Below are 24,550 nucleotides of genomic sequence, written 5' to 3' on the forward strand. Positions count from 1 at the left end.
ATAAGTATAACCTAAACCTATTTCAAAAAGAGCTTGACTTGCCTGATAAAGGCAAGTCCATATACATTTCATAAGTTTGGTTTGGTCCACTAGATCGGAATACCCGCAGGGTTTGTGCGATAAAGTCTACGGGATGCAACCAATGCTGAGTAGCCTGCTCGTACACAGTTGAGAGTGTGGTAGTAGTTGTGCCGTTGCTTAAGTGGGCAAGTGTAAGATGTGGAACGTAGGCTGAGCCTTCAAAGTAAGCAATTCGTTCTGGCTCTGGTGGGTTAATGATAGCCAACAGTGACTGGTGTAGCGCTACCAACCCTGCAGATTCGACGCGCCAATACACAACGGTGGAAGAAAAATGTCCGATGCCGTCTAGTTGTACGGCTATAGGCGTCGCATCTTGGCAGAAAGACTGCACTGCGGGAAGCCATAGATTCTCATCTGACAATGAGTTAGGAGCCTTAACAGTAATATGAGCAGGCAAAGTAGGCTGTCCCCATTGAGCGCGAAACAACTCTATCTGCATTGCTAATTCAATTGGCGGCACAACAGCAAGAAAATACTTCATATGACAGGATGGCGTTTAAGAAACCTTTGCTAACTGCCAAACCAGTAGGTGAAATTGGCAGTTACGTCTTTTATTAAAAAGCATTTTCGTTCTACACTGCCATTTTAACAACATCGAGAACTAATTTCATTAGCCTAAAGTGCTATGAAGTCCAACTATGGCACTGCTTATGCTAACGAAAGGTAGAGCAGGAAATACCAAAATCACGGTGCTTTTGGTGCATATTCCACTGTTCCCCTTTACTCTATGGCAACTGTACAGAAGTACTTTGACCTGTTTCACGACAAAATTAAATTAGGGCGCTTCGACGAAGAAGACACGCTACGTGACAAGCGCCGTATCGTGCGGGAAAAGTTACTGGCCAACCTGCCGGGGGTGTTTGAAAAACACAAGGAGAAGAATCTGGTGCCGACCTTTCGGGACCAGGGCAGTTACGCCATGAACACAGGTATCAAACCACTAGAAGGCGATTTCGATATTGACCAAGGGGTCTACTTCGAGTCATCAGTCACCGATTACCCAGACCCTGTTGTTTTGAAGGAACGGGTGCACGAAGCACTAGATGGGCATACCAAAAAAGTGGAAATCCGGCGCCCTTGCGTCACCGTGTTCTATCAAGATGGTTACCATGTTGACTTAGCCGTGTATTCGTGTGCATCGGCCAACGCCGACAAGCAGGACTACTTGGCCATGGGGAAAGTGGGGTCGGAGGAAAAGTACCGAGTGTGGCAGTTATCTGACCCCACGGCACTGACAGATAAACTCTTTGAACGGTTCGACGGGGATGATACCGGCCGTAAGCAATACCGGCGCGTCATTCGTTTCATGAAGCGTTGGAAAGATGTCAACTTCGTCAGCAGCGGCAACGGTGCCCCGCGTGGGATTGGTCTGACGGTCAACACCCACGACTACTTCCAGCCTAACTACGATGCTACGAGTTTTAAGCTCGATGATTTAACTGCTCTACGAGACTTAGCACAGGCCATGCTCGATGCTTTTACTAGCACGTGGGTATTTGCTGAGTGGAAGTTCATACGGCGCCTAAAAGCCCAACTGCTGGTTACCCCTTTCAACGACGTGTACGAAAAAATGACGTCTAAGCAGATGGAAACCTTTGAAGCCAAGTTACAGGAGTTATGTGATGCCCTCAATGCGGCTATTAAGGAGGTTGATACCCGCAAAGCCTGTCAGCTACTACGCAACGTCTTCGGGGATGACTTCGATGTGCCGGAAGAATCCGAAACGGCCCGTCCTACGCCCCCGCCGGTTTCTACTCATAGTCAATCTGCCTAGTAAGTGGCGGGCGCGTACGATGGAGCATGGCTCGCCGCGGCGCTTTGCGCTTACGGATTGACTGAGGTAACGGTACTCAACGTTAGTCCAGTGGGAGTTGTATGGGCGCAAGGCGCTGCTTCAATAGAAGGGAAAAACGTTGAGTTGCGCATAGGGCTTCCAGTAGATTTTCCGTCGGTGCTGCCCACTGTAAGACTGCGCCCGTGGGATGCGCTAGGCATTATTCCCCACGTCACCGCCACGGAGGGCGGGGTATGCTACCAGGATGCGGAAGGGCTGCTGCTGGACCAAGACCGGCCGGATGCTCTCGTGAATTGGGCGCTGGACCAGGCGATGGCGGAGCTTGGCCGCGGTGTACGCGGTGAAAACCGCACCGATTTCACGGAGGAGTTTGAGGCCAGTTGGGCGCTGTTGAAGTATCGTGGTGCTCTGTATAACGTTGCGGACATCCCCTCCCTTGCGAGGGAGCTTTCCATCATTCGGCGAACGGAGACAGAAGCATACTTGGCAGAGGATGCCACTCAAGTGCTTTCGTTCCTGCAGTTCGAGAACATCGGCAAGCACAACGTACAGCGAGCCACATTTCTCCCGCTGCCCGCCGGCACCTATATTGAGCCGCCTCGCCCTGACCGTCCTTTCTGGTCCACTGAGGAATTGCGACAGTGGCTTGCGCCAGGTGTTGCGAACCTCAGCAACAAACAGCGACGCGTGTTGTTGGACCGCCGCAAAAGTCAGCATGGGGTGATTATTGTAGCGTTGCCTCGTCCTTCTCAGGGAGTTGCTCTGTTTGCCGTACGCTACCATAGCCCGACCGGGGAGCATCCGCTGTTGCCCGGCGTTGCGGCGACGCTTTGGCCGTTGCAGGTCGCGCGGCGGGAGCGCGCTTATCTGGTTCCCCGAGGAGGTGGTCAAACATCATTGGCTGACAAACACGTGCTGTTGATTGGTTGTGGGGCCGTAGGTGGACGTTTAGCGCACGACCTGGTTCAAAGCGGCGTGCTGCGGCTGACGCTCGTTGATTTTGACCTACACTCAGCTGATAACACTTTTCGTCACGTGCTGGGGTACCCTCGCAAAGGCCTGAGCAAGGTTGAGGCGTTACGGGAGGAACTGCGGAGTAAGTACCCTTACGTGCAAGTAACTACCATTAATGCCACGATTCAAGCCGCCCATCGCAAAGGAGAAGTAAAGTGGAACAATTTCGATATACTCATCGCGGCAACGGGTAACCCGACGGTCGAGCTATGGTTGAATGCCCAAGTACACAGCCCGGAAGTGCGTCAGTCGGCCGTCTTCACTTGGCTCGAAGCATACGGTATAGGTGGGCACGCCCTGCTTACCCACGCCGGTAAGGTAGGTTGCTTGCAATGCTTGTACACAGACCCCAATGAGTCCCAATTAGTCAACCGAGCCGCCTTTGCGCAGGCGGGCCAGAAATTCAGCATGTCGCTGGCCGGGTGCAGTGCCCGGCATACCCCATACGGCTCGCTGGACGCGGCTCGCACGGCCGAAACAGCTACTCGCTTAGCTATACGGGCCCTGTTGGGTCGCGAGGCCTCGGCACCTCTCATTTCGTGGAAGGGCGATCCCGAGGACTTTCTGGCGGCAGGTTTTCAATTGACTCCGCGTTATTCGGCAAGCGAGGAACAGTTGTCACGGAACCGGTACCGCTTCCACGCTTCCACGTGCCCCATTTGCGGGCCACACGCTATTGTTCATGACGCCTAACTTGGAATCGACTTCACCCCTGGTTTATCAGCTGAGCGATGGCCGGCGGATTAAATTAACCGCCGAAGTGGTTGCCCGCCTTCAGCGGCATGCGCAGCATGCCCCCGACGCGGCGGAAGCCGGCGGAGTTCTGCTAGGGCGTTACTTGAGCGACAGTGATGACCTGGTGGTGGACGACATTACAGAACCGCTGCCCGGAGACAAACGGGGACGCTATTTTTTTCATCGCGCCCAAAAAAACCATCAACAAGCCATTGAGCAGGCATGGCGGGCCAGCAACGGCACCCGCACTTACCTCGGCGAGTGGCATACCCACCCCGAAGCCCGGCCAACTCCTTCCTGCATCGACACGTGTGACTGGCGCCGCAAATTGCGCCAGGACCAGTACTTTGAACGGCTTTTTTTCTTCATTGTGGGTACGCATGAAGTGCGCGGGTGGAGCGGCAGCCGCAACCGACCAAAACCAATTGCTTTAGAGCCTCTGCTCGTCTCCTAGTTATTTGTGCAAACCTAACCACAGCTAACCCCTTCCTATGTCGTTTACCTCTATCCCTGAGAAGGTTCGATTCAATGTCTGGCTGCACGCGGGTGGCCGTTGCCAGTACCCCGGATGCAATGAACCTCTGTGGAAGGACACCTTAACCCTTAAGAAAATGAATCGAGCCTATCTGGCGCATATCGTTGCGGATAGTGCCGACGGCCCGCGGGGAGATGCTGTTCTATCCGACCAGTTAAAAGCGGATGCGAGCAACATCATGTTACTCTGTGATATGCACCATCGTCTTATTGACAAGACGCCAGTATTAGAGCATACGGTAGAGCTACTACAGCAGTATAAGCAAGAGCACGAGGAGCGCATTGAGCGTCAAACGAGTGTCCACACCTCAAAGCGGACGCTCATTATTTTGATGGGTACTCGGGTGGGGCACCGTCGAGCAGACGGTGTACTTAACGATGAAGAAGCTCAGGAGGCTGTATTCCCACAGCGATACCCTGCTACGGACCGAGGCATTCATATCAAACTCAACGATGTGCCAATTACCGAGAAAGACTCGCCTTTCTGGAACCTTGCCAAACTTTCCATTGAGCGAGGCTTGGAGCAATTGGCGCGCGGAGAAGACCCCACCGGGCGCCCAATCAATCATCTTTCCATTTTTGCCATAGCGCCTATCCCGGTGTTAATTTTTTTGGGCCAGCAGCTTAGCAACATCACCGCCGCAGACGTATACCAGCGCCACCGCAACCCGGCATCATGGAAGTGGCAGGAGTTTAAAAACGAAGGATTTAATTACACGACAGTATTCCCGGAAGCAGCCGAATCTGAATGCGTCGTCGCTATTAACATATCGTTAAGTGGCCACATTCACGAAGCGGAGATAGCCGCAGCACTAGGTAAATCGCTTCCGACGTACCTATTGACAATTGCGGAACCGAGTGTGAGTTTCTTGCGTGCGCAAGAGCAGCTTGAGCTCTTCACTCAGGAATGGCGGGCCTTGTTAACGAGAATTCGGACCACCCATGGCGAAAAATGCGAAGTGCATGTGTTTCCGGCTGTACCGAATTCTGTTGCTGTTGAAATCGGACGCGCCTTACTACCCAAAATTGACCCTACGATGCACCTCTACAACCGAAATGCGCCAAATGACGTTTTTCGGCAGGTAATGACCATAGAATAAGCGTTTTCTTATGACTATAGAATCTGACAATCCTCGATTATTTACGCTTATTCGTCATGCAGATGAAACTGGTATCAGTGGCACGGGCCGTGTATTAGACGGCACCATCTTTCACACGGGGCAGGTGGTGGTGTGTTGGCGGTCGGATTTGCGCACCGATAAGCCCGGCTTCAGCAGTCTAGTCATCTACAATTCATGGGAAGCCTTCTTAGCCATCCATGTGGAGCCGCACCCGGTGGAGCAAACAGAAATTGTTTTCGGGACAGAGCGCCAATTCGGAAGTTAGAGTGACAGGTATGGAACCCAAATTTTGCCAGTTTCCCAAGAGATGATTGGCATAATAAGTAACCATTATCATAACTTATTCGGCCGGGCCGGTTCTACTCGTGTTAATATTTGCCAAAGCACGTTTAATAAACGTTATACCCCCGGCTGTGTGAGCTCTTGGTGCCCGCGCCTGGGAGCCGCCCCGTTCACGGTCCGGCCGGCTGATCCAACCCGGGTGCCCCGCCGGGGGTACCTTGCGCCGGTGATGACCCTCGACGACTACCGGGCCTTGCCCTACGAGCGCCAGCTCGTGGCCGCGCTCAACGCCGGCACCTTCCTGGCCCGGCGCCACGAAGCAGCGCGCGCGGTGAACCTCTACCACCTGTTCACGTTTTTCGTGGAGGTGGTTTACGACCCGGCCGCCAACGCGCTCGTGGGCCTGCACGCCTTCCGCGACCCGGCCGGGCTGGCCCCGTACGCGGCGGGCGTTACCCTGCCGGACGGGCTCGGCGGGTGAGGGCGGGCTACCTTTGCGCCCCCCCGGGCGGTCACGGGGGCTGTCCCCCCACGAGCACGCATGGCCCGGTTCGACCCCTTTTCCTTGCTGGACCACGCCCCCGCGTGGGTCGAACGCGTTGTGCAGTGGGTGTTGCTGCTGGGCCTGCTCTCGGCCGTGTTCCTCGGGATCCGCGAGGGGCGGCGGTGGCAGGCGGACCTGAACGCAGAAAATGCGCGGCTGGAGCGGGAACGCACGCTGCCTCGGCCGCGCTAGGCGCGGGACCCGGCAGGCACGAAGCGGGGAACAAGGCTCGGAAAGAGGCGAGAGGAAATGACCGTTTATTTGAACCGTGTAAACATTTCGGAACCGTGTAAACATTTCGGAATTGCGGGTTTCCGCGGGGTGGCGTGCTGCGGAACCGCAAGGGCGGCGGGTACCCGTCGTGGGGCGGCACGGGACCGGGCACTGGCTAGCCGGGGCCCTGCGTCGCCCCGGTGCGGCTTACCTTCGTTCCCGTACTACTTTCTCCGTTTCATGCGCACGTCCCGGTTGCCCTTCCTCTTGTGCGTCGCCCTGGCCGGGCTGGTTGCCGGGACGCGTACCGCCCGGGGGCAAGCGCTGCGCAGCAGCCCCGACGGCCTGGGCCCGGCGGCCCGCTTCGAAGAGCCCACGGGCGTGGCGGTGGCGCCGGACGGCACCGTGTACGTAGTCGACCCCGGCCAGGAGACCATCCGCAAAATCACCCCCGCGGGCCTGGTAAGCACCCTGGCCGGCAGTACCTACCAGTCGGGCGATGACGACGGCCCCGGCCCGCTGGCCCGCTTTCGGAGCCCCACCGCCCTGGCCCTGGCGCCGGACGGCACGCTCTACGTGGCCGACAACGGCAACCACACCATCCGCGCCATCAGCCCGGCGGGCGTCGTCTCCACGCTGGCCGGCACGGCCCGAAAGGAAGGCCTGGTCAACGGCACGGGCCCGGCGGCCCGCTTCGCCGTGTCCACGGGCATTGCCGTGGGCCCGAACGGCACGCTCTACGTGGTGGGCGGGTACTACATCCGCCAAATCAACCTGCGCACCCGCGCCGTCACCACCCTGCGGCCCCGCATGGAGACGCGCGGCCTCGACCCGGAACAGGTGCAGTACGCGGCCACCCACTACAACTTTCACGGCGTGGCCGTGGGCCCGGACGGGACCCTGTTCCTGGCCGACGACGTTAGTGGCGTGGTCCGGCAGCTGACCCGCGCGGGCCGGCTGAGCATCCTCGCCGGCGAGGTGGGCGCCGGCGCGTTGGACGCCGGCTATGTACCCGCGGGCCGCGTGGCCGCGGCCGGGGTGGGCGTCCCGCGGGGCATCGCGGTGGGCCCGAACGGCACGCTCTACGTGGTGGGCGGGTACTACATCCGCCAAGTCTCGCCCGCGGGGGAGGTGCGCACCTTGGCCGGCCAAGAAGATGCCCGGGGGTCCGCCGACGGCCTGGGCCCGGCAGCCCGCTTCGAGGAGCCCGCGGGCGTGGCGGTGGCGCCGGACGGCACGGTGTACGTGGCCGACGCCTGGAGCCAGACCATCCGCCGCATCACGCCGGAGGGCGTGGTGAGCACCCTGGCCGGCACCGCCCGGGTGCTGCCCGTGGCCCGGGAGGCCCCGCTGCCGCCCCCGCTGCCCGACGCCGAGGAGCGCGTGTACACGTACGTGGAGAAGATGCCGGAGCTGCCCGGCATGGGCACGGACCGGTCCCCCAGCGCCATCCTGGGCCCCCTGGCGGCCGCCGTGCAGCAGCGGCTGGTGCTGCCGCCCGGCACCCCGGCGGGCGTGGTCGTCGTCCGGTTCACCGTGCGGCCCGCCGGCGCCATCCGGGACGCCACCATCTTCCGGGGGCTCACGTCCGCGGCCGACGCGGCCGTGCTGGCGGCGGTGGCCCAGCTGCCCCTGTTTCGGCCCGGCGTTCAGAACGGGCGCCCCGTGGCCGTCTCGCTCCTCCTGCCCGTGAAAGTCGGGCAGCCTTAACCGGGACGCGGCCGACTTCGCGCCTTCAACTAAACGGGGAGCGGATAGGGCACGACCCTTTGCGTAAACGAACGTACTGCCCCGGCTTTCTATAAATCCCAGGACTGTACCCCGCTACCCTTCCTCCTTTATGAGCAAGTTCGGTGCCCTCCTGGCCCTTTTCTTGGCCTTGCCCTTCCTCGGTTAGGGCAAATTCGAACCTAAGGCTTTCTCCGCCTGAAAGTCAACCAAGCCCGCATCGAAGCCGCGCTGGAAACGGCCCTGCGCACGGGCCGGGTAACCGCCAACGCCGACGCGAGGGCCGCCCTCGTCTACGCCCAAACGGAGCGGCCCCTGCGCGCGGTGGATTCGGCCGGCATCGCCAGCGTGCTCAACCGGGGGTATTTCCTGGACCGCACGAACGTCAAGAACTATTGCCTGTTTCTGCCCCAAGAAGATTCGTTCTACTTGGTGCGGTATGTGGTGGGGGGCTAGGCATTAGCTCGGTGCGGCCGGCCAATGGCGCCTATCCCCCAACTCCTGCCTTAACGAGACGGCAATCCTACCAGCGAGACCGTTCAAGTCGGCAAAACCGCCAACGAGACCGGGCGCAAGCCGAGCACCTGCGGTACTTCTTACTTGAGAAAGGACGACTTCAGTTATAGGCTCGTTTTGATTTCGGACCGATTTAGTAAAACACTAACTTGTCCTCCAGCACCTCTTCAGCAGCATTCATGAGGTAAACGTATTGCCCGAAGTATGCCTCCTGCACGTAGAGCCACAACTGCACTTCCAGTTGATACGTGCCCGGGGTCGCGGGGGAAAACACCGCTTTTACTTCCCCATGCCGAACGCTAATTTCCGACAAAGGAACCGGGGCTTGCGCGTGCAAATGGCCGTTCTCCGGGTGATTGATGCACGCGTCGTACCCTTCCCGGGCTTGGAGGTACAGCGGGGCTAGCTCGTGCGGTTGGATGTGAAGGACCACGGGGAGGATTAAGCAAAAGGGATGTCAATAATAGGCGCCTTTTGCTATTCGGACCGTTTGGTTAAACAAGGATGAGCAGCTAAAAAAGCGTCATTTCTTTCTTTATTCGTACCACGCAACCCGTATCCTGCCACCGGCATGAAGCATTACAGTAAATACAGCATCGAGGACGCGCTGTGGGGCGTGGGGGTGCAATACCTGGAGTTCGACGTCTCGTCGGGGGCGCTGCTTCGCCAAGTCGACGACTACGGCAACATTCTCTTGTACAGCGAGCCCCACCCCACGGTACCACATGAACGGGGCACCTGCCACCTGGGCGAATCGTCCCTGCAACTGGAGTTGGAGTACGAGGAAGACCGCGTGCTCCCCCTGGTGTTCGAAGCGAAGTGGGCCCTGGCCACGGCCTTTTACGACCCCCGGCTCGACGTTCAAAAGCGACCCGCGACGGGCGACGAATTGACGTCGGCAGATGCAGCGGAACTCATCGCCGCATTTAACGGCAGGCCCCTATAGGGCCAGGACCTCTTTACGCGTTCCAATAAGACCGTTTGGTTAGCAATTCCTCCTTTTCCGCGCAGGGGCCCTTTGAAGTGTTCCGGCGCAACGCTGCGGAGCAACCCTGCCGCAACAAAGAACCCCGCCAATCAGAACGGGTGTTGGGCAAAGTATACGGCGCCTGCGGCTCCTAATGCACAAATAACTGAGCCAACGGAATCACCCAGGGGTGCGCTTGCGCGCCGGAAGCGCCGCTCCTGCCAGGTAGGATTTCCCGGCATGCCGCGGCATGGCCTGGACCGTGGCCACGCGCCCGGAAAGGAGCGACGGACCTACAAACACGCCGGTGTCCCCGCGAAAAAGGGCGCCACCCGTTGCCACGTTTGATCCTCTGCCATGTGGTATTCCCACGGCCGGGGCTGCTTTTTCTTGGTTAAACGAGTCAAGGCGGCATTGACTTTTTCGGGGTCCGCCACATAATAATAGAGCTCCCGGTACCCGTTGACGGTCGTTCGCCCGACCAAATGCGCGAGGCCCACTTGCTGGAGCGCCGCCGTGATCCCGTCTTCCGTCTCATTCAAGACGGTGGCTTCTGGCGGCGTCGGGTGGCCATTCGGGTTTTTATTGCGGGTGGTGATGTTGACCGCGAGGCACCACGGGAATTCAGCCTTGTGCGCATAGTCTTGATACCCCCTATTGGCCGTGATGAACACGAGGCCACCCGCTTGGTCGGTTGCTTTCTGAATGCACCAGTTCTCAGCGGGAAGGTTGCCGGACTGCGCCGAACAGGGTGAATTTGCCACGACCAGCAAAGGGAGTAGTAGCAGGTAGATAAGCTTCATTACGCGGGATGATTGATTAAATAAAAATGCAATCATAAAGATACTTTCAAAAGCAGTCGTCAGCGTTTAGCCTCGTCTTTCTATTCGGACCCTTTTGCTGAACTTTCGGTTTAACACTTTTCTCCAAGCGCTGTGGCTCTTCAATTCTGCCCAAACTGTCAAGTCGAAGCGTTTACTTGGGGCATGTCGGAAGACGATGCGGGCCACGAAGTGACCCTTTGGGGGTGCGGACAGTGTCAGTACGAGGCCGTGGAATACAACGAACGCGAGGCGCGGCCTTGCCAATACTGCCACCTAGGAGAAGAATCAAAGCTGACTGACTCAGCGCAGGTCTATTGGTGGTGTTACAAGTGCCACCAAACGACCACCATTGAACGAGTAGAGTAATGCTCCTTCAATTGAATGGAGCGCCTTCAGTGCACCACCGTGGCTGTTGCAGCAGTCCGCAGACAGCTCAAAATCGGCCTGTGTCCGACCTGATAAAGGTGCAAAAGCCTGTTTTAGCGCATTGCGAGCCCCCTTTATCCTTTGAACCGCCTGTCTGCCGAATCAAATCGGGGTGCTGCAACAGCCACCACCGTTGAAATAAGCCAAACCTAAACTGCTGGGCACGTCCTCAAACACTGGTTATGAGTTCGTCGGGGATGCTTTCTAGGCCGACAAAGAAGGTGCTGCCCGCGGTCACCAACGTTATCTTTACACCTCTTAGCGAGCGTAGAATCAGGCCCCATTGGTGGGCTCCACCGACCGAATTAGCTGCCCTTCGTGCCATACTCCGTCTTCTACCGCCGTACCACCCCAGCCGCCTTGCTCGTGTGTGCGGCGGTTCTTGGCTCGGCGGCGTACGCCCAGGGGCTGCGCCCGCCACCCGCCGCGCCCGACGTGAGCCAGCCCCCGGCGGGCGGGATACTGGTCGGGCTCGCGGGCCTGGCGCCCTACCTGCTGTACCTGCTGGTCCACCTCCTGGTTTTCTTGGGCTTCCTGCTGTTTGGGTTGGTGCTGGCCTTGGTGCTGCTCTCGCCCGTGATGCTGCTGGCCATCCAGCTGCTCCGCTACCGCCGACGAAAACGAGCCGAACGCGACGCGGGCCTCCACAAGGTGCGACGACGCCCGCCGTTTCCCACCCCCGTCGCCCTGCCCCTGGAGGAGCCCCTCCCGCTGCTGCAACGCCGGTTCCGACACTAGTGCTGCGGACGCATCTTCTTTTCAGCGAGGGCGTCCACCGGTAGCACCCACCCTTTCCGTGAACACCCTTTCTTTAATCGAGACTTGCCTACGCATCCTGCCATGACGCTTCTCTCCCTCGCGGACTACGGACAGTACCTAAAAAAGGAATTTGCCGGCGTTGAGCCCGCGCTGGTGGACGACTTATTGCTTCGTGCGGCGGAGCTGCCCGCCACGGAAGTGCCGCAGGTCGAGCGCTTGCTCAACCTCGGTCCGTTCCCCCGCAGTTTCACGGACCTGCTCCGAACCCACGACTTCAGCTGCTTTTCGATCAACAACGCCCAATTCGGGGGGGCGCGCACCGGCTCGTTGGCGTGGCTGCTCGAGAAAAACGACGCGACGGCCTTCGGGTTTGAATCCTTCCTGCAGGCCGTCCACCGCCAAGGCTTCATTCTGCTCGCCAACGGGGACCCCTTCGCGTTCTTCCTGCACGTGCCGACCGGCCACGTGACGGCGCTTACGGACGAGTTGCCGCTCGCCGATATGCTGCCCGTGGCGGTTTCCTTTCAACACTTTCTGCAGGGCATGGGCACGGCCTATTGGGCGAAGAGAACGCAAGCGGTGACCGAGTTTCGAGAACTGGCCCGTCGGGAGTTCGGGGAAGCGGCCTATCCCTTTTGGCACGACCTGACGGTGTAATGCCCTCCTTCGACTGACTGGCCGCGTTTACCTTCGGGCCCTTGCGCTAAACCCTGGTGCCTACGGCAGCTGGTATTTCACTTTGAAACCACCCTGCTTACCGTGAGGTCGCACGTTGCTGTACTTTTGAGCGATGGTGATTACCCTCTTGTTGGACCCCCAGTGGCGCGGGATAGGCCAAACCATGGCCCGGGTGTTTCTCGGCCCACCGCTCTTGCTGCTCGTTGTCTGGATAGTCCGGCGAGCCCGCCGGCTGCTGCGAAGCGAATTCGTCGAGGACCGGAAAGCGGGCTGGATGTTGTTAGTCCTCACGGCGGTCATAACGGCCGGGTTTCTCTTAGCGACACAAAGTCCATAGCCTGGCTCTAGGTAACACCAGATTGCTCCTTCAACTGAACAGCGCGCGTTCACGGTGGGACCGTTTTCGTGAACACCTAGCCGAGGGCATGTTTTAGGCGGCTATCCGATAAAGGATAAAAGCCAACGCAAATAGGTAAAAGAGCGCACCCGGTAGTAGGAAGAAAGAACGGCTGGTTTTGTAGTGCTGCTCAATGGCCTTGCTCTTAGCGTGAAACAGCAAGAAATTGAAGCCCAGCACGGCTATCAGCGTCGTCCCAAGGGCAACGGCCCGGCCGTCGGGGTTGCACAGGCCGCACGGGCGGGAATCGGCGAAGAAGGGCTGGAGGACCAGCAGGTGCAGGGCACAAATCCCCACAAACGACAACAACACGGTCGCGTTCTCGTCGGAAAAATCAGCATACGTAAACCGGTTCAATTTTCTGAAAAACCGCTTGGCTACGTAATGAAGATAATAGTAGGGATTGGACATGGTTACTATTTTAAGGTCAAGCCGGTATAAGGAGGAGAACCCCTCCTTACTTTGAACAGAGCGCGTTTACCTTCGGACCGTTTTCGTGAACGAACTATTAGAATAGTTGGCACTTCCTAATTGCGGAACAACTGGCTCTTTTGACTAAGGAAAGAGTTTAGGTTTGTGGCGAATACCTGCTTAAAGTCAGCCGTTTAATCCCCCATAGCGGACCAGTCTCCGAACACCACCCACCCCAGGATAGACGCCACCCACAATGCCCACAACAGCCCCGCCACCCGCAAGGGGCCTTTGCTGACGTGGGAAGCTAACGCCGCGCAGACATAGCCCACCACCGGCAGGAAAAGGACCTTTGCCGCCTCCGCACCGATTTTTAGCAGCAGCTGCAGCAGGGTCGTATTGCCGCTTCGCCCCATCATCGTCCGATGCCCGTTTGCTTTATCCCACATCACGTCGGGAGGATGGGTTACAGTTATCACGCTCACCACTGCGAAGGCAAGGAGTGCCCCCAGTACCAGGGCCCGCGTGCTCCGCTCCGTGTTAACCAGTATCGGCATAAAACGAAAGTAGGTTTTTCCGCCAAATTCCAGCGTCTGTTTCAGTACGTAGCGAGCCAGGTAATTCCACTTTTGCGGGAACCGCCTCCTTTGGAAACGCAACCCCGTTGGTGGCCAGGACACCTCTCAGGGGGCGGGGGGCCGGCCCGGGCCAACGGTGGCGCGGACGCGGTATACTTCGGGGTCGTCGGTCTGCGGGCGGAAGTCAGAGGCCGACAGCCGCCGCCGGAACCGGCCCTGCTGCACCAGCAGCTCGGCAAATGGGAGCGGGCGCCGGCGCTCTGCGGCCCAGTCGCGGCTGGCGTAGCCGGAATGGGCCAGCTGCTGCGTTTGCCCCGGGGCGAGGGCGTACGTGACGCGGCCCCGCACGGCAACGACCCGGGCCAATTGCACGGTATCCTTCGTGGGATAGTCCACGGCGACCACAATGCCCGTGTACGCTTGGTCGTGGACCAAGTACCACGTCGTGCCGTGGCGCACCAGCCGGTGCAAGGGCCCAAACCACGGATCCGGCTCGAATTGTTGCGCCTCGTCCGGGGTGAGCACCGTCGAGTCCAGAGCGTAGCGCGTGGTGACCCGCAGCGTGTCGGCCGTCCGATTGCACACCTCCCAGCTCAGGTGCCGGGGCGGGGGCAGGGGGCAGCCGGCGAGGCTGGCGCCCAAGCCGGCCAGCAGGACCCACCGTCCGAGTTGAGGGGGGAGCAGGCTTACCAAACGAATCATGCGCAGCAGGAAAGGGGGTTCGCAAAGGGTGCGAAAGGCTTCCGTTGATAGAGGAACGAACCAGAAGGTCACCCTCCTCAATCTGAACGGAGCGCGTTTACTTTCGGACCGTGGCTGTTGCAGAACTCCACCGAAGACCTGAAAAGCTGCCGAAAAGGGAGGCGAAGCCGTCGAAGGCGCAGAATACGCCGTTGTTGAACCGTTGCAAACGCGACAAACCAATTTATGGGGCCTCGTGGCAAGTTCTGCAACAGCCACGACCGCTCCACTAAACCGGGCACAATTACCGAAAAGCGGCTACGCCTCTTCCGCCTGGAGCTGCCCCACCCACACCCAACCGACCTGCACGGCGATGTAGGGCGCGCCGTCCCCAGTGGTTGCCTCCCAGTGCGGCCGGCGTTTGGTCTCGGCGCCCTGGGCCGCGAAGTCCTCGGGTGAAAAGGCCGCGACGTCCGCGTGCCGGCGCCACGTTAACCCGCGGATGCCCGGCACGTCCCGGTACTCGGGGGGCAGGTTCCGGGCCGGCAGCGCCCGAAACGCCCCGGCGTCGCCAAACAGCCCCGCGTAGTGGGCGTGGCGGTCGGCCACCGCGGCGACCAGTTGGGACTCGCCAAAGTGGGGCTCAAACAGCCACACGGCCAAGTAAAACGCCGGGTGCTCGGGGCCCAACGCGGCCCGCCACCGGTGAAAATCGGTGACCAGGCGCGTGACCCACAAGCAGCGAATCGCCCGCGGGGGCCGCTGATCGTTATGCCAGGGCGCAATCCCGATTTTGGCGTAGTCCACTCCGTAGCAGGCCACGCGTTCGCGGTCGAGGGCGGCGGGTTGAGCGGCGGCGAGCTGGTGACGGCGCAGGTGCCGTCGCCGCCCCCGAATGCGTTTGCGCGACATGGAACACGGGAGAGGATGGAACGACTCAGCACCCCGGCGGGGCGCTTTGGCTGGCAAAGAAGCGATCCGCAAAATCCCGGGCTGGGAGGGGAAAGGTACCGCTCCTTTTGTAATTTGGACTCTTTCGGTAGACGGTAATGCCCACCCTCCCCCCTACTGGATATGGGGGACAGTTTTCGTCCTCATCGTGCCCCGCAGGCAATGGCCGGCATACGCGTAGTGCTTTCCACAGCCTTGCAGGTCGGTCCGCGGGCACCCATCAGCACTTGCGCTGGGCCTCCTGGACAAAAGGCACACGAGCCGGGCTGCCATCGACGCTGGCTACCCAAGACCCTTGCTACCTTGCGTCCCGGATGCTTAACCCCCGCCTCTACGACGTGCTGGCCGACGCCCTCGCCACCAACACCGGGCGCTTCGTCACGGGCGTTTTGGTCGCGCTCGTGCTGGTAACGCTGCTCGCGGGCGTTTACCTGAGCTACTGACGTGCGGGCACACCTCCTTTTTTGTGAACTTTGCAACATGAAGCGCTTACTCTGGTCCGCGGGGCTGTTGCTGTTGTGCGGCTCCTGCTCCCCTGCCGAGGAATTTGACCGGGGGGTGGCCGCCTACGAGCAGGGCCGGTATCAGGAGGCCAACCGGGTGTTTTCCGCGTGCCTCAAGCAGCACGAGCGCGTGTCCGAAGCCCTGTTCTACAAAGGCCGTTCCCTCTACGAACTGAACGAACGCGACAGCCTTCCCGCTGCGGTGACCGCCTACCGGGCCCTGCTTGTCCAGGAGACGGGCCACGACACCGCCCTCGTGTACCGCGCCCTGGAACACCTGGGCCACGCTTACTACCGACTCGAGCGCTACCCCAAGGCCTTCGACAGCTTTTACCTGACCGCGCTGGGGAAGCCGAACACCAAAGCAATTAATTTCAACCTGGGGGTCTGCTTGCTGGCACTGGACCGGCCTGGCGAAGCGAGCCAATACTTGTTGCGCGAATGCCAACGCGGCGAAGCCTCCGCGCCCGCACTGGCCGCGCTGGCGGAGGCGTATCTGCGGAGCCAGCGCCCCGATTCGGCCCGCTTCTACCTGCAGCAGACCCTGCGGCAGTACCCCGCCTACGCGCCAGCCGTGGCCCTACAACAGGAACTTGATTCACTGACGAAGAATCGTTAGCCATAAAAAACTCCTTCAACTCAGTACCCTGTTTCTTTACTGGTTAAGGATGCTTGTCTGATGCGTAGTTTGAGGGAATCAGGTAATGACAGGTTCTGGTCTTCGTTTGTCTTGGTGAATATCATGACCATCGTGTTGTGCCTGAAAGTGCACCAGTACGCCAAGGGTGTTAATTCCTTTTTGCTGGCGGCATACCAAATACTGGGGACGATTGCCTTTTTGGTGCTGGTGCTCGGGTTATCGGGACTTGCAGTCACCAGCGACGAGAGAATGTGGCGCAATTAACGCTTGGCAAAAAACGAAGCGTTCGGCTGGTCGCCCATTTCGCTAATTGGCCGTTTCACTGCTCACAGCTTTAAGCGAGTGGGCCGTTTGGACCTTACTTGCGGCCCCAACTACCTTCTGCTCATGAATAGCGCCTCGTTGCCCTGGTTACTGGCGGGCAGTGTTCTCCTCCTGGCACTCCTCTGGCTGTTTCGCGGCCCCTCCCAGCCGGTTCGCCCGGCGTCAGCCGGTCCGGAACAAGCGGTGCGGCCACCAGCCCCCTCTGCCACCGACGTGCCGACGGCCCCGGATGGACCCGAAGGATTCGGCTACAAAATGGCCTGGATCGCCGTGCGCACCACGGACACGGCCGCGCTCCTGCAGGCCCTGCCCGTGGACCAGCTCCAGCGGTGTACCTGGCAACAAGGCGTCGCGGGGGCGTACGGGCCGAGCGTCTTCGTCACGCCGGCCGTGGGCGCGTGGACGCTGGTGGCCGGAACCAGCCTGCCCTTCCTCGATCGCCCGGCGGCCGTCCAAGCAGCCCAGGCGCTGCTCCTGCCGCTGAGCCGGACGTTTGGCGAAGCCCAGTACTTTTCCTCCCACCGGGTCGTCGAAGCCCACGGGTGGATGAAGGCCGTGGACGGCCAGCTGGTCCGCGCCTATGCGCACGTAGGAGACCAGGGCGAGACGGTGGTGGCCTCGGGAACGCGCACTGCGGCCGAACCCGTCACGCTAGTGAACACCCTCTCCGCGGCGGCACAACGGGATGCCGCGTACCGGGAGCGCCCCGACGTGACGAGCCCCGACGAGGAACTGGTCATGCAGGTGGCGGGGCGGTGGAGCGTCGACCCCACGACCTTGGAAGAGCGCCACGACGTCGCCCCCGGTCTGGGCTGGCAAGGGCGCTTCACGAGGCAGTAACCCCCCCTTTCGCGACTTGGACCGTTCAAGTGGACTACCTGACACTTCTTCTTTATCGGCGAAGTGGCTCGTTGATTAGGTCAATTAAGGGTTCCAGACATAAGCCATAGCCATTGATTTCGTCGTTGGTCATGTCTTTGGTGCACAACAGGTCCCCCAGGGCTTCTAGCATGGCTTCGGCCTGGTGTCTCGAGAGATGGAGTTTTTTTTGGTGGTTGGGCAGCTCGGCCTGTTGCTGGAGAAAAGTGGCTGAGGCATCGTCTTGTAAGGCCAGCTGCTTGTAGGAGTTGGCATCTAGAACGAGGGAGAACCGCGCAGACATCATCCGAACTTTTTGGAAGGCAAAAATTACGCTCCTTTCACTGAACGGGCCCAAGTTTAGGGCACCACCGTTTTCGTGAACGTTGCGTGGCCCATTCGCCGCTGGACCTGGTAGCGGAGTTATGCGACCGCTATTCTTCCGGTTGGCGCGGGTTTTCCTGGGCGGCGCGCAACCCCCGCATCAGGTCTGCAAACGAAGGAGAAAGAATTTCCATTGAAAGCGGCTCGTGATAGAGCAGTTCGTGGTCAATCATCACGATGGGGCAATCGTTGTCTTCGGGGCGCTGGTGGTTGGTGTCAAAACAGACAATGCCCCAGTCTGAATAATCCGCGAAGCAGACATACCCCCGCTTGATGAGTTTGGCCGGGTCCCACGAGTGGAAGTAGGCATTGAGCAGGGTGTCTTTCCACTCGTAAACGCCGTGGGAAAAGAAGTTGACTTCCTGCTCGGGACGGAGCTCATAGAAGTGTTGGTAACGCAAAAAAGCCTTGTACAAGTCCGGGTACCGCAGGTTCATCTGCTCCTCTAACTGCTGAACGTCGTGCTCGGTAACCGTGCTGGGGATCGGTTTCCACGGGATCCAGTCGTCCTCTGCGGCCCTGGTCTCGTCTTGCATCTCCACTGGCATGGCAGGATGCGGCCGATGCATTAGGTCGTTTTGGCGCAACGATTCCAGGGCTACGTCTACAAACTGATGCACTACGCGGAGGTCAACAGGGGTCATTGGTTTTTTAAAAAATAGCAAGCCAAGATAGGGTGATTTCCCCGGCTACCTTTTCGTTCGGTTTGCTCTTCCGGCCGTGACTGTTGCAGAACTCAGCGCAACATGCCTACGCACGGTCTCTTGGCAACAACTCAAGCTAAATGGGCCTTGAAACGGGCTTTTATCAGAAGCTTGGCAGCTGGCGTACCCGCTTTCTGAACTACTCACAGGGTTCTGCAACCGCCACGACGCTGTGGCTAAACGGTTTCACGTCGCCGTGAAGTGCGCTTGGCAATAGTTCATGGCGGCCCGGAAACGCGGGACGCATCCGCTCGTACTGGCCGTATAGGCGTGTTTGGTGGCATGCTGCTCCCGGGTGGAACGGTATTGCTCCCACAAGCCGCCCGATGCCATGAAAGGGCGAGCGTGGTCCGTGCCGCGCTGCTCATCAAGCCAGAGCAGGGCCGGCAGGGCCCATTCTTGGTCGTACGCCAAGTCCGGGCGGGGGAGGAATTTTTCCAGGTACTGCGTCAGCCGTGACGCCCCGGCTTCCGTGGCAAAGCACGCGAGCGCAAAACAGTGGCCTTGCCCGGCAAAGCACGTCTTGCTGGCCACCAAGAGGTCCCCGATGACGGGCCCAAACTGGTGCCACCCTTTCAGGCCGCATAGCCAACTGCCAATCAATTGTTCCCGCCAATGCCCGTGCAGCAGGCGCTGGACGACGCCTTCCTCCAACGCGGGCAACGCGGCGGCGACCCAGCGGTTGAACAAGACCTGTTCGTTCGTGGGCGCATGTAAGTAATTGGCGCCTAACACCAGCAAGTGATGAGGCGTTACCCACCGGCTTATAAACTCTTGGTCCCACGTCTTATTGAGCATATCCCAAACATACCCTCCTTCAACTGAACAGGGCGCGTTTACCTTGCCACCGTTTGGCTGAACCGTCAATGATGCAGTCTACCTTTAGTGGCACGCTTCCTCGTTCTGTCCCGGCTTTATGCGCTCACTCTGGCTTCGTCATAGGTGGTGGCTCCGCGCCCCGTTGCACGCGCTACTGCTCTTGGGGGTGCTATTCTGCGCTAATGCGTTGCCGTTTCTGCCCGGTCCGGGGCGTGCTGCTGCGTGGGTGAACGGGGCCACGGACTGGTTCAACGGACTTTGGTATGACTGGAACGTCGCCCTGCCGGGGGCGGCGGTCGCCTGTGGGGCTGCCATGCTGGGGCTACTGGCCGGCGCCTTCGTACCCGCGTGGCGCCGGCGCGGTCAGCCCGTTGCCCTGTTCGGGTTGGTGCTAAGCGCCGGCCTGCTGCCGGCCTCGTTCGCCAGCTCCGGCTGGCGCCAGGAACGGCTCGAGCCCTGGAGCCGGCGCTACTCCATTCGGCGCGCGCAGCCGCTGCTGGACGCGCTGGCCCACTACCGCCGACGCCGCGGCAGCTACCCGGCGAAACTGGCCGATTTGGTGCCCGGGTACCTGCCCGCCCTGCCCACGCCGGGCACGCTCGGTGCTGGACCGTTTCGTTACGGACGCCAAGACAGCGTCTTCTCCTTGAGTTGGGCGTACCCCAAGGCCCTGGCTTCGATCGGGTGCCGGTACGAGGTCAGTTACGTGCCGGGACGAGGAACCTACGCGGGCAATTGGTTCTACCCGGCGGGGGCACCGGGCTGGTTGGTGGAAGTCCAGGAAACCGGCCCGCTTCCACTACCTGCGCCCGATTAGTAGTTTCCTGAGCGGCAGACTGACAGAAGGCCAAGTGGTTAACATTACACTTCTCATGTTATTCTGACCGTTTCAGTGAACTGGTATTTGGCAAGGCGCTCTGTAGCCCTTACCTAGCACGATGAACGAACTACAGCGCCTAACCGACGAGACACAGCATCAGGCCCCGTCACCGCCTTGGATGGTGCTCACCGTACAAGGAGTGCAAGACCCAAAGCGCTGCTTGGCTTCCGTGGTGGAAGTCATGCAGGCCGTGTTGACCATCCCCGCGCCCCTCTGGGAAGAGGGAAAGGAAGCGCAGTGGGCGGCCGTGCTGCCGGAGTGGTTTGTCACGAGCATGACCCGGTATACGCTGCCGGAGATAATGGCCCGGCCAGAACAGTGGCATTTTGAATCGTGGGTGGCCACGATGTGTGCCCGCGAGTGGGAGTGGTGGAGTTCGGCGGCCGGCCCCGGCTGGTTTCAGATAAGTGTGGACCTGATGGGGTTGCCTTCCAACGTGGAGCCCTTGTTTTACCTCGTGCACGCCTGTTGCGAGAAGGGCTACCGGCTCACCGTAACAGAGGATGAATAGCTACTTATCCATCGCTTTGCTGTTTCGACCGTTTCCGTAAACCTGCACTTCCTTGGCGTCGACAAGCACGTGACCCCGCCGACGCCCAACGCCGACCTTGGGGTCATTGTCAGCCAACAACCGGCCACCTGCCGCGCTGGTTTACTTTCCCGCTTGGCGGATGGTGATCGGCAGGGTGAGTTTAACGGGCATGGGTCGGCCGTTTTGCCGGCCGGGCACCAAGGCCGGGAGGCGTTTCACGGCCGCCAGCACGGCCGCATCGGTTTGGGGCGCCAGGCCTGTGACAATGCCGGGCTCGCGGATGCCGCCCCGCGTGGTGACCACAAACGCCACCACGACGCGGCCCGCCACGGCGTTGGCCGGTAAGACCAGTTGCTGCTCAATGGCGGTGATCAGGGCGTTCCTCCCCGGACGGCTCGCCAGGTGCGGCATCTCTTCGACGTGGGTGTACACCCGATTCGGTACTTGTTCCGTCCATTCTGATGAAACGGGGCTGCTGGATTCGCTGCTTAGTTCGGGCACAGTGTTTTCGTTGGAGATAATCGAAACGGTTAGTTCCGTGGTGTTAGCGGGCTGCAAGCGGCGGAAGGCCCACTGCACCCGGAGCTCAACCGCCACGGGCTGCCCAGCCAACCGGCCCGGCCGGAGTAGCGGCAGCCGGCGAAAAGTGGTGCGAATGGCCTCGTCCACCGCCGCGGGAATGCGGCCACTGGTGCGGGAACGGTCAAAGGTGACGGTCGTCACCTTTCCGGCCGGGGTTACCACCGCCTCCAGGTCAACCGCGCCGTTGACCTGTGCGGGCGGCACGTGGGCAGGGTAGCGAAAGTTGCGCACGAGCGCCGCTTCCAGTGCCGCTGTGCCCCCCCCGGAGGGCAAGTGCGGCATTTGGTCGACCGCGTCGAAGGCATAGACCTTCGCCCGGGCCTGCGCCTGCGCCACCTGCGGCCGATTCGTTAGCAACCCCAGGGCCAGGGGCCCCAGAACGGGTAATAACTTCATGCCGCAAGGTAGACGTGGTTCTGCGAAGAACGGAACGCTCGTTTTCTTATTCGGACCGCTGGCGTGCCTGCTTACCTCTTGGCCCGCAACGGAGCACGGGAAGGGTAAACCGCCGGCCGTTTTCGTCAGAGGGCAGCACCAGGCACCTGCTCGCGCGCAACCTGGTGCCCCTGATGCTCGACCCCCGCCTCTACGACGTGCTGGCCGAAGCCCTCGCCACCCGAGCGGGGCGCTGGTTTAAAGGGCTGCTGGTCGGGCTCGTGTTAGGGGCCCTGCTCGCCGGCGTTTACCTGAGCTACTGACCGACGCAGCCATGCCAACGTGAACGTGAACGAAGCACGCGCCAGGCCCCCGTCAGCGGGGCCTGCTACCCCCAAAACGGCTCGGTATCGACCTCCCCCGACGGCACGGAGCCGTACAGAAACAAGAGCATCGCCAGCGTGGAGAGGTGCAACAACCACATGAGCTCGTATGCTTTCCGGCCGGAATGCGCGGTCCGAATCAAGGGGCGGGTATGCAGGGTGTACGAGAGCACCAAGCAGACCAGGAGCCAGACGCAGACCCGCAGGGTTGCCTGCGTAAAGGATTCGCGCGTATAATTCGGATCGTCTTTCGGCGTGTAAGGCAACCACATGAGCAAGGCGACCCCGTGGGTGAGGAGGCCAATAACGAGCGACTTGGCCATGGGCCAGCGATGCGGGGAAAACAGGTCTGCTGAGTGGGTGCGCTCCATAGCGAGTGGGTTGGGTGTTCCTGCTGCAATTTTTTTGTCTGCGCGAGAAAGTTAGTCAGCACCAACGCCTCCTTTGCGGGAACCACCGTTATGGTGGACTAGGGGCGCGGGTACACGACGACTTTGTCTTTGTAGTAGAAAGTAGCAAAGACCTGGTTCCAGCGCGTGGTTTGCGCAAAGCGCCGGTCGACGACCTGCTGCCAGTCCGGGCGGAACCCGGGCAGATGGGTGAGCAGACCTTGCAGGAGGGCGGCGTAGCCTTCGACGTTGTCCCACGAGGAATCAGTTGTGAACACGCGGCGGCGGGCGTGCACAAACAGGTAGTAGGTGTTGTCGTTCAGCTCGTCCCCGCCCGCGAGCTTGGCCGCCTCGACGCGGGTAATCTCCGACCAAGTCGTGACGCAGCGGCCCGTGGGCAAGTGGATGCCGGCGGCGGTGCACACGTAGCGGGGGCGGGGGGATAAGCGGCACATCGGACCAGGATTAGGCGGTAAAGCTATCGCGCCTGCCGCGGAAGGGCCGCGTTTATGGTTAAACCCCTTTACTGAACGTAGCTTAGCCCGCGACTAAGGCCTTTTTTGCACGTCCCATGACCCATTACGACCCAGACTTTGGGTTTTTATTCTTACGATCCGGGTGGCAAAAGGCACGGAAGGAAGCCCTTCGTACGCCGCTGACCCGTGAGTGGAAGGATGCCGTCATTGCGTGGGTTCGCCAAGCAACCGTCAGCGAAGGGCTGCGAAGCTTTTTGGTACCGTTCCAGCCGTACGAGGACTCTGTTAACCATGGTCCCGATGCGGAGTTCGCTGAGAGCAAAACAGGCCTGCTCGCGCTGCTTACCGGTGACGCAACCAAGGGCCTCAAACGCCAACTGGCCACGCTGCATTTTTATCGGCAGAACCTGGCGGTCTTTCCGGAGCGGTTCATTGAGCCGTCACCCGCGCTCTTTTTCTCCGAGCCTTTGGTCGCGGCGCTGCGGCACGGGCCGTTGGATTTGCGCGGGGAACTGTATGAGAGTGGGCCCACAATTGCCTATGAGTTGGAGCCGGAATGCTTCTACTATGCGGTTAGCCAGGAGTTTGCAGGCGAAGTGATCAGGCACTTACCGCCTCCCCTACCAGCACGCAAACCGCATGACCTGAACCTGTTTCTTTCCCTGGCCCACGCTTCTGCCATGGGGGAGGTAGAAATGCTTGTGATGGATAAATAAGCGGCGGGGAAAGTACTACTTTTCCACGAAAACCTGCGTAGCGGTTGCCAACCGCTTCATGCGCCCGCTTTAGCTGAAAAAGCAGCAGCTTCCCTTGCTACAAGGGGTTGCCAAGCAGAAATGCAAGCAGGTGGGAGCACCACATGGGGGCGCCAGTGCCCGGTCGTGGAGTTCAGCAACCGCCACCGTTAAAGTGAACAGAAACTGGTTCTCTACGAAAGGAACGGAGGGAGTGTCGGGCACTCAGTGAAGCAAAGAACCCGCTTAAAATAAACTTTGCAATTCAAAGTACTTTATGATACCTTTGCAGGATGACTTCTGCCCCCGTGGCTGGCGCCCCACGGCGGCCTTCAACTGCCACGATCCCGCTGTGCTCCGCCGATGAACCCTCTCCCTCGCCTCGTGACCTTTTACCGGTACGTGTTGCCCGTGGCCCTGGGGCTGCAGTTTTTGGGCTTCCCCCCCTTCGTTGCGTGGGTCGCGCGACTCAGTGGCCACCACAACGAAGTCACCGGGCTCTACCTGCTGGCCATTTGGTGCATCTTGCTCGGTGCCGTCTGCTACCGGCAAGTGCGCTGGGCCCGCATCAACTACCCCGGTTTGGCCGAGCGGTATTGGTTTCTCCTAGGCTTATCCGTGCTGGCGTGGGCGGTTTGCCTCATCGGGCTGTTGCTGGATGGGACGCGGGCGTTCGGAGCCATGGATTGAGTAAGGGAGGCTCTTCAACACCAGCGGTGAACAGTGCGCTAA

At 60.0% G+C, this 24,550-nt stretch carries 34 protein-coding genes; 21 read left to right on the forward strand and 13 right to left on the reverse strand.

Features of this window, described 5'->3' with window-relative positions; all coding sequences use genetic code 11:
- Positions 1 to 22: 22 nt before the first annotated feature.
- Complete coding sequence (locus BMZ66_RS23300) at positions 23 to 562, reverse strand: 2'-5' RNA ligase family protein (RefSeq protein ID WP_092678789.1); 540 nt, start codon at positions 560 to 562, stop codon at positions 23 to 25.
- Positions 563 to 808: 246 nt separating this feature from the next.
- Here BMZ66_RS23300 and BMZ66_RS23305 point away from each other — a divergent pair, with 246 nt between their 5' ends.
- From BMZ66_RS23305 to BMZ66_RS26310, 9 genes are all read left to right on the forward strand, one after another.
- The gene (locus BMZ66_RS23305) at positions 809 to 1,855 is read left to right on the forward strand and encodes a nucleotidyltransferase domain-containing protein (protein ID WP_092678790.1); all 1,047 of its coding nucleotides are present in this window, start codon (positions 809 to 811) and stop codon (positions 1,853 to 1,855) included.
- Between the two features lie 90 nt (positions 1,856 to 1,945).
- Complete coding sequence (locus BMZ66_RS23310; protein WP_177204882.1) at positions 1,946 to 3,583, forward strand: ThiF family adenylyltransferase; 1,638 nt, start codon at positions 1,946 to 1,948, stop codon at positions 3,581 to 3,583.
- Entirely contained in the window at positions 3,573 to 4,079 is a 507-nt protein-coding gene (locus tag BMZ66_RS23315) for a Mov34/MPN/PAD-1 family protein (protein ID WP_092678792.1), read from the forward strand. The genes BMZ66_RS23310 and BMZ66_RS23315 overlap by 11 nt, the downstream gene beginning before the upstream one ends.
- A gap of 37 nt (positions 4,080 to 4,116) precedes the next feature.
- Entirely contained in the window at positions 4,117 to 5,259 is a 1,143-nt protein-coding gene (locus BMZ66_RS23320) for an SAVED domain-containing protein (RefSeq protein WP_092678793.1), read from the forward strand.
- Positions 5,260 to 5,269: 10 nt separating this feature from the next.
- Positions 5,270 to 5,545, forward strand: coding sequence for a hypothetical protein (locus tag BMZ66_RS23325; protein ID WP_092678794.1), 276 nt, complete (start codon positions 5,270 to 5,272; stop codon positions 5,543 to 5,545).
- A gap of 150 nt (positions 5,546 to 5,695) precedes the next feature.
- On the forward strand, positions 5,696 to 6,043 hold the full coding sequence (locus BMZ66_RS23330) for a hypothetical protein (RefSeq protein WP_143080387.1): 348 nt from the start codon (positions 5,696 to 5,698) through the stop codon (positions 6,041 to 6,043).
- Positions 6,044 to 6,103: 60 nt separating this feature from the next.
- Positions 6,104 to 6,298 (forward strand): hypothetical protein, encoded by a 195-nt coding sequence (locus BMZ66_RS23335; RefSeq protein ID WP_092678796.1) that lies wholly within the window; start codon positions 6,104 to 6,106, stop codon positions 6,296 to 6,298.
- 261 nt (positions 6,299 to 6,559) lie between these two features.
- Positions 6,560 to 8,029, forward strand: coding sequence for an energy transducer TonB (locus BMZ66_RS25685; RefSeq protein ID WP_177204883.1), 1,470 nt, complete (start codon positions 6,560 to 6,562; stop codon positions 8,027 to 8,029).
- Positions 8,030 to 8,371: 342 nt separating this feature from the next.
- Positions 8,372 to 8,503, forward strand: a complete 132-nt coding sequence (locus BMZ66_RS26310) for a hypothetical protein (protein ID WP_262507618.1) — start codon at positions 8,372 to 8,374, stop codon at positions 8,501 to 8,503.
- A 193-nt stretch (positions 8,504 to 8,696) separates the two neighbouring features.
- Here BMZ66_RS26310 and BMZ66_RS23345 read toward each other — a convergent pair whose 3' ends face one another.
- Positions 8,697 to 8,996 (reverse strand): hypothetical protein, encoded by a 300-nt coding sequence (locus BMZ66_RS23345; protein ID WP_092678798.1) that lies wholly within the window; start codon positions 8,994 to 8,996, stop codon positions 8,697 to 8,699.
- Between the two features lie 138 nt (positions 8,997 to 9,134).
- Between BMZ66_RS23345 and BMZ66_RS23350 the strand changes: the two genes are divergently transcribed.
- Positions 9,135 to 9,509: a hypothetical protein gene (locus BMZ66_RS23350; protein ID WP_092678799.1), complete on the forward strand. Its 375-nt coding sequence runs from the start codon at positions 9,135 to 9,137 to the stop codon at positions 9,507 to 9,509.
- A 314-nt stretch (positions 9,510 to 9,823) separates the two neighbouring features.
- On the opposite strand, the gene BMZ66_RS23355 is transcribed toward BMZ66_RS23350, so the two are convergent.
- Complete coding sequence (locus BMZ66_RS23355) at positions 9,824 to 10,333, reverse strand: DUF695 domain-containing protein (protein ID WP_177204884.1); 510 nt, start codon at positions 10,331 to 10,333, stop codon at positions 9,824 to 9,826.
- A 765-nt stretch (positions 10,334 to 11,098) separates the two neighbouring features.
- On the opposite strand from BMZ66_RS23355, the gene BMZ66_RS23365 reads away from it, so the two are divergent.
- Both BMZ66_RS23365 and BMZ66_RS23370 read left to right on the forward strand, forming a co-directional pair.
- On the forward strand, positions 11,099 to 11,518 hold the full coding sequence (locus BMZ66_RS23365; protein ID WP_143080389.1) for a hypothetical protein: 420 nt from the start codon (positions 11,099 to 11,101) through the stop codon (positions 11,516 to 11,518).
- A gap of 102 nt (positions 11,519 to 11,620) precedes the next feature.
- Positions 11,621 to 12,196: a hypothetical protein gene (locus tag BMZ66_RS23370; RefSeq protein WP_092678803.1), complete on the forward strand. Its 576-nt coding sequence runs from the start codon at positions 11,621 to 11,623 to the stop codon at positions 12,194 to 12,196.
- A 451-nt stretch (positions 12,197 to 12,647) separates the two neighbouring features.
- On the opposite strand, the gene BMZ66_RS23380 is transcribed toward BMZ66_RS23370, so the two are convergent.
- The 4 genes from BMZ66_RS23380 to BMZ66_RS23395 form a co-directional block, all read right to left on the reverse strand.
- Positions 12,648 to 13,025, reverse strand: a complete 378-nt coding sequence (locus BMZ66_RS23380) for a hypothetical protein (protein ID WP_143080390.1) — start codon at positions 13,023 to 13,025, stop codon at positions 12,648 to 12,650.
- 194 nt (positions 13,026 to 13,219) lie between these two features.
- Entirely contained in the window at positions 13,220 to 13,684 is a 465-nt protein-coding gene (locus tag BMZ66_RS23385) for a hypothetical protein (protein WP_143080391.1), read from the reverse strand.
- 24 nt (positions 13,685 to 13,708) lie between these two features.
- Positions 13,709 to 14,305: a hypothetical protein gene (locus tag BMZ66_RS23390; protein ID WP_092678807.1), complete on the reverse strand. Its 597-nt coding sequence runs from the start codon at positions 14,303 to 14,305 to the stop codon at positions 13,709 to 13,711.
- A 297-nt stretch (positions 14,306 to 14,602) separates the two neighbouring features.
- Positions 14,603 to 15,196, reverse strand: a complete 594-nt coding sequence (locus tag BMZ66_RS23395; protein ID WP_092678808.1) for a hypothetical protein — start codon at positions 15,194 to 15,196, stop codon at positions 14,603 to 14,605.
- 353 nt (positions 15,197 to 15,549) lie between these two features.
- Between BMZ66_RS23395 and BMZ66_RS26315 the strand changes: the two genes are divergently transcribed.
- The 4 genes from BMZ66_RS26315 (at position 15,550) to BMZ66_RS23410 (ending at position 17,542) form a co-directional block, all read left to right on the forward strand.
- Entirely contained in the window at positions 15,550 to 15,678 is a 129-nt protein-coding gene (locus BMZ66_RS26315) for a hypothetical protein (RefSeq protein WP_262507619.1), read from the forward strand.
- A 37-nt stretch (positions 15,679 to 15,715) separates the two neighbouring features.
- A complete protein-coding gene (locus BMZ66_RS23400) occupies positions 15,716 to 16,357 on the forward strand; it encodes a tetratricopeptide repeat protein (protein WP_092678809.1) in 642 nt (213 codons plus the stop codon).
- A 123-nt stretch (positions 16,358 to 16,480) separates the two neighbouring features.
- Positions 16,481 to 16,642, forward strand: a complete 162-nt coding sequence (locus BMZ66_RS25690; protein ID WP_177204885.1) for a hypothetical protein — start codon at positions 16,481 to 16,483, stop codon at positions 16,640 to 16,642.
- A 123-nt stretch (positions 16,643 to 16,765) separates the two neighbouring features.
- Complete coding sequence (locus BMZ66_RS23410) at positions 16,766 to 17,542, forward strand: hypothetical protein (RefSeq protein WP_143080392.1); 777 nt, start codon at positions 16,766 to 16,768, stop codon at positions 17,540 to 17,542.
- Positions 17,543 to 17,594: 52 nt separating this feature from the next.
- Here the strand turns inward: BMZ66_RS23410 and BMZ66_RS23415 are convergent, their stop codons facing one another.
- The 3 genes from BMZ66_RS23415 to BMZ66_RS23425 form a co-directional block, all read right to left on the reverse strand.
- Entirely contained in the window at positions 17,595 to 17,864 is a 270-nt protein-coding gene (locus BMZ66_RS23415) for a hypothetical protein (protein ID WP_214607061.1), read from the reverse strand.
- Between the two features lie 130 nt (positions 17,865 to 17,994).
- A complete protein-coding gene (locus BMZ66_RS23420) occupies positions 17,995 to 18,588 on the reverse strand; it encodes an SMI1/KNR4 family protein (protein ID WP_092678813.1) in 594 nt (197 codons plus the stop codon).
- 246 nt (positions 18,589 to 18,834) lie between these two features.
- Positions 18,835 to 19,446: a DUF6000 family protein gene (locus tag BMZ66_RS23425; protein ID WP_092678814.1), complete on the reverse strand. Its 612-nt coding sequence runs from the start codon at positions 19,444 to 19,446 to the stop codon at positions 18,835 to 18,837.
- A gap of 181 nt (positions 19,447 to 19,627) precedes the next feature.
- Here BMZ66_RS23425 and BMZ66_RS23430 point away from each other — a divergent pair, with 181 nt between their 5' ends.
- Positions 19,628 to 20,284, forward strand: a complete 657-nt coding sequence (locus tag BMZ66_RS23430) for a hypothetical protein (RefSeq protein ID WP_143080393.1) — start codon at positions 19,628 to 19,630, stop codon at positions 20,282 to 20,284.
- A 121-nt stretch (positions 20,285 to 20,405) separates the two neighbouring features.
- A complete protein-coding gene (locus BMZ66_RS23435) occupies positions 20,406 to 20,858 on the forward strand; it encodes a hypothetical protein (protein ID WP_092678816.1) in 453 nt (150 codons plus the stop codon).
- A 141-nt stretch (positions 20,859 to 20,999) separates the two neighbouring features.
- On the opposite strand, the gene BMZ66_RS23440 is transcribed toward BMZ66_RS23435, so the two are convergent.
- Positions 21,000 to 21,857, reverse strand: coding sequence for an energy transducer TonB (locus BMZ66_RS23440; protein WP_092678817.1), 858 nt, complete (start codon positions 21,855 to 21,857; stop codon positions 21,000 to 21,002).
- Between the two features lie 173 nt (positions 21,858 to 22,030).
- On the opposite strand from BMZ66_RS23440, the gene BMZ66_RS26320 reads away from it, so the two are divergent.
- Positions 22,031 to 22,159, forward strand: a complete 129-nt coding sequence (locus tag BMZ66_RS26320; RefSeq protein ID WP_262507620.1) for a hypothetical protein — start codon at positions 22,031 to 22,033, stop codon at positions 22,157 to 22,159.
- Positions 22,160 to 22,224: 65 nt separating this feature from the next.
- On the opposite strand, the gene BMZ66_RS23445 is transcribed toward BMZ66_RS26320, so the two are convergent.
- Together BMZ66_RS23445 and BMZ66_RS23450 are read right to left on the reverse strand one after the other, a co-directional pair.
- The gene (locus BMZ66_RS23445; RefSeq protein WP_143080394.1) at positions 22,225 to 22,590 is read right to left on the reverse strand and encodes a hypothetical protein; all 366 of its coding nucleotides are present in this window, start codon (positions 22,588 to 22,590) and stop codon (positions 22,225 to 22,227) included.
- 98 nt (positions 22,591 to 22,688) lie between these two features.
- Positions 22,689 to 23,063, reverse strand: coding sequence for a hypothetical protein (locus tag BMZ66_RS23450; protein WP_092678819.1), 375 nt, complete (start codon positions 23,061 to 23,063; stop codon positions 22,689 to 22,691).
- A gap of 116 nt (positions 23,064 to 23,179) precedes the next feature.
- On the opposite strand from BMZ66_RS23450, the gene BMZ66_RS23455 reads away from it, so the two are divergent.
- Together BMZ66_RS23455 and BMZ66_RS23460 are read left to right on the forward strand one after the other, a co-directional pair.
- The gene (locus tag BMZ66_RS23455) at positions 23,180 to 23,800 is read left to right on the forward strand and encodes a hypothetical protein (protein ID WP_092678820.1); all 621 of its coding nucleotides are present in this window, start codon (positions 23,180 to 23,182) and stop codon (positions 23,798 to 23,800) included.
- A gap of 381 nt (positions 23,801 to 24,181) precedes the next feature.
- Entirely contained in the window at positions 24,182 to 24,508 is a 327-nt protein-coding gene (locus tag BMZ66_RS23460; protein ID WP_092678821.1) for a hypothetical protein, read from the forward strand.
- Positions 24,509 to 24,550 lie beyond the last annotated feature (42 nt).

It is taken from the genome of Hymenobacter arizonensis, assembly GCF_900115775.1.
Classification (GTDB): Bacteria; Bacteroidota; Bacteroidia; order Cytophagales; family Hymenobacteraceae; genus Hymenobacter; species Hymenobacter arizonensis.

Bases quoted from the DNA above. Each gene is read 5' to 3' on its own strand.
- BMZ66_RS23300 (WP_092678789.1), bottom strand. From the start codon at position 562: ATGAAGTATTTTCTTGCTGTTGTGCCGCCAATTGAATTAGCAATGCAG.
- BMZ66_RS23305 (WP_092678790.1), top strand. From the start codon at position 809: ATGGCAACTGTACAGAAGTACTTTGACCTGTTTCACGACAAAATTAAA.
- BMZ66_RS23315 (WP_092678792.1), top strand. From the start codon at position 3,573: ATGACGCCTAACTTGGAATCGACTTCACCCCTGGTTTATCAGCTGAGC.
- BMZ66_RS23320 (WP_092678793.1), top strand. From the start codon at position 4,117: ATGTCGTTTACCTCTATCCCTGAGAAGGTTCGATTCAATGTCTGGCTG.
- BMZ66_RS23325 (WP_092678794.1), top strand. From the start codon at position 5,270: ATGACTATAGAATCTGACAATCCTCGATTATTTACGCTTATTCGTCAT.
- BMZ66_RS23335 (WP_092678796.1), top strand. From the start codon at position 6,104: ATGGCCCGGTTCGACCCCTTTTCCTTGCTGGACCACGCCCCCGCGTGG.
- BMZ66_RS25685 (WP_177204883.1), top strand. From the start codon at position 6,560: ATGCGCACGTCCCGGTTGCCCTTCCTCTTGTGCGTCGCCCTGGCCGGG.
- BMZ66_RS23350 (WP_092678799.1), top strand. From the start codon at position 9,135: ATGAAGCATTACAGTAAATACAGCATCGAGGACGCGCTGTGGGGCGTG.
- BMZ66_RS23355 (WP_177204884.1), bottom strand. From the start codon at position 10,333: ATGAAGCTTATCTACCTGCTACTACTCCCTTTGCTGGTCGTGGCAAAT.
- BMZ66_RS23370 (WP_092678803.1), top strand. From the start codon at position 11,621: ATGACGCTTCTCTCCCTCGCGGACTACGGACAGTACCTAAAAAAGGAA.
- BMZ66_RS23380 (WP_143080390.1), bottom strand. From the start codon at position 13,025: ATGTCCAATCCCTACTATTATCTTCATTACGTAGCCAAGCGGTTTTTC.
- BMZ66_RS23390 (WP_092678807.1), bottom strand. From the start codon at position 14,305: ATGATTCGTTTGGTAAGCCTGCTCCCCCCTCAACTCGGACGGTGGGTC.
- BMZ66_RS23395 (WP_092678808.1), bottom strand. From the start codon at position 15,196: ATGTCGCGCAAACGCATTCGGGGGCGGCGACGGCACCTGCGCCGTCAC.
- BMZ66_RS26315 (WP_262507619.1), top strand. From the start codon at position 15,550: ATGCTTAACCCCCGCCTCTACGACGTGCTGGCCGACGCCCTCGCCACC.
- BMZ66_RS23400 (WP_092678809.1), top strand. From the start codon at position 15,716: ATGAAGCGCTTACTCTGGTCCGCGGGGCTGTTGCTGTTGTGCGGCTCC.
- BMZ66_RS25690 (WP_177204885.1), top strand. From the start codon at position 16,481: ATGACCATCGTGTTGTGCCTGAAAGTGCACCAGTACGCCAAGGGTGTT.
- BMZ66_RS23410 (WP_143080392.1), top strand. From the start codon at position 16,766: ATGAATAGCGCCTCGTTGCCCTGGTTACTGGCGGGCAGTGTTCTCCTC.
- BMZ66_RS23415 (WP_214607061.1), bottom strand. From the start codon at position 17,864: ATGTCTGCGCGGTTCTCCCTCGTTCTAGATGCCAACTCCTACAAGCAG.
- BMZ66_RS23420 (WP_092678813.1), bottom strand. From the start codon at position 18,588: ATGACCCCTGTTGACCTCCGCGTAGTGCATCAGTTTGTAGACGTAGCC.
- BMZ66_RS23425 (WP_092678814.1), bottom strand. From the start codon at position 19,446: ATGCTCAATAAGACGTGGGACCAAGAGTTTATAAGCCGGTGGGTAACG.
- BMZ66_RS23435 (WP_092678816.1), top strand. From the start codon at position 20,406: ATGAACGAACTACAGCGCCTAACCGACGAGACACAGCATCAGGCCCCG.
- BMZ66_RS23440 (WP_092678817.1), bottom strand. From the start codon at position 21,857: ATGAAGTTATTACCCGTTCTGGGGCCCCTGGCCCTGGGGTTGCTAACG.
- BMZ66_RS26320 (WP_262507620.1), top strand. From the start codon at position 22,031: ATGCTCGACCCCCGCCTCTACGACGTGCTGGCCGAAGCCCTCGCCACC.
- BMZ66_RS23445 (WP_143080394.1), bottom strand. From the start codon at position 22,590: ATGGAGCGCACCCACTCAGCAGACCTGTTTTCCCCGCATCGCTGGCCC.
- BMZ66_RS23450 (WP_092678819.1), bottom strand. From the start codon at position 23,063: ATGTGCCGCTTATCCCCCCGCCCCCGCTACGTGTGCACCGCCGCCGGC.
- BMZ66_RS23455 (WP_092678820.1), top strand. From the start codon at position 23,180: ATGACCCATTACGACCCAGACTTTGGGTTTTTATTCTTACGATCCGGG.
- BMZ66_RS23460 (WP_092678821.1), top strand. From the start codon at position 24,182: ATGAACCCTCTCCCTCGCCTCGTGACCTTTTACCGGTACGTGTTGCCC.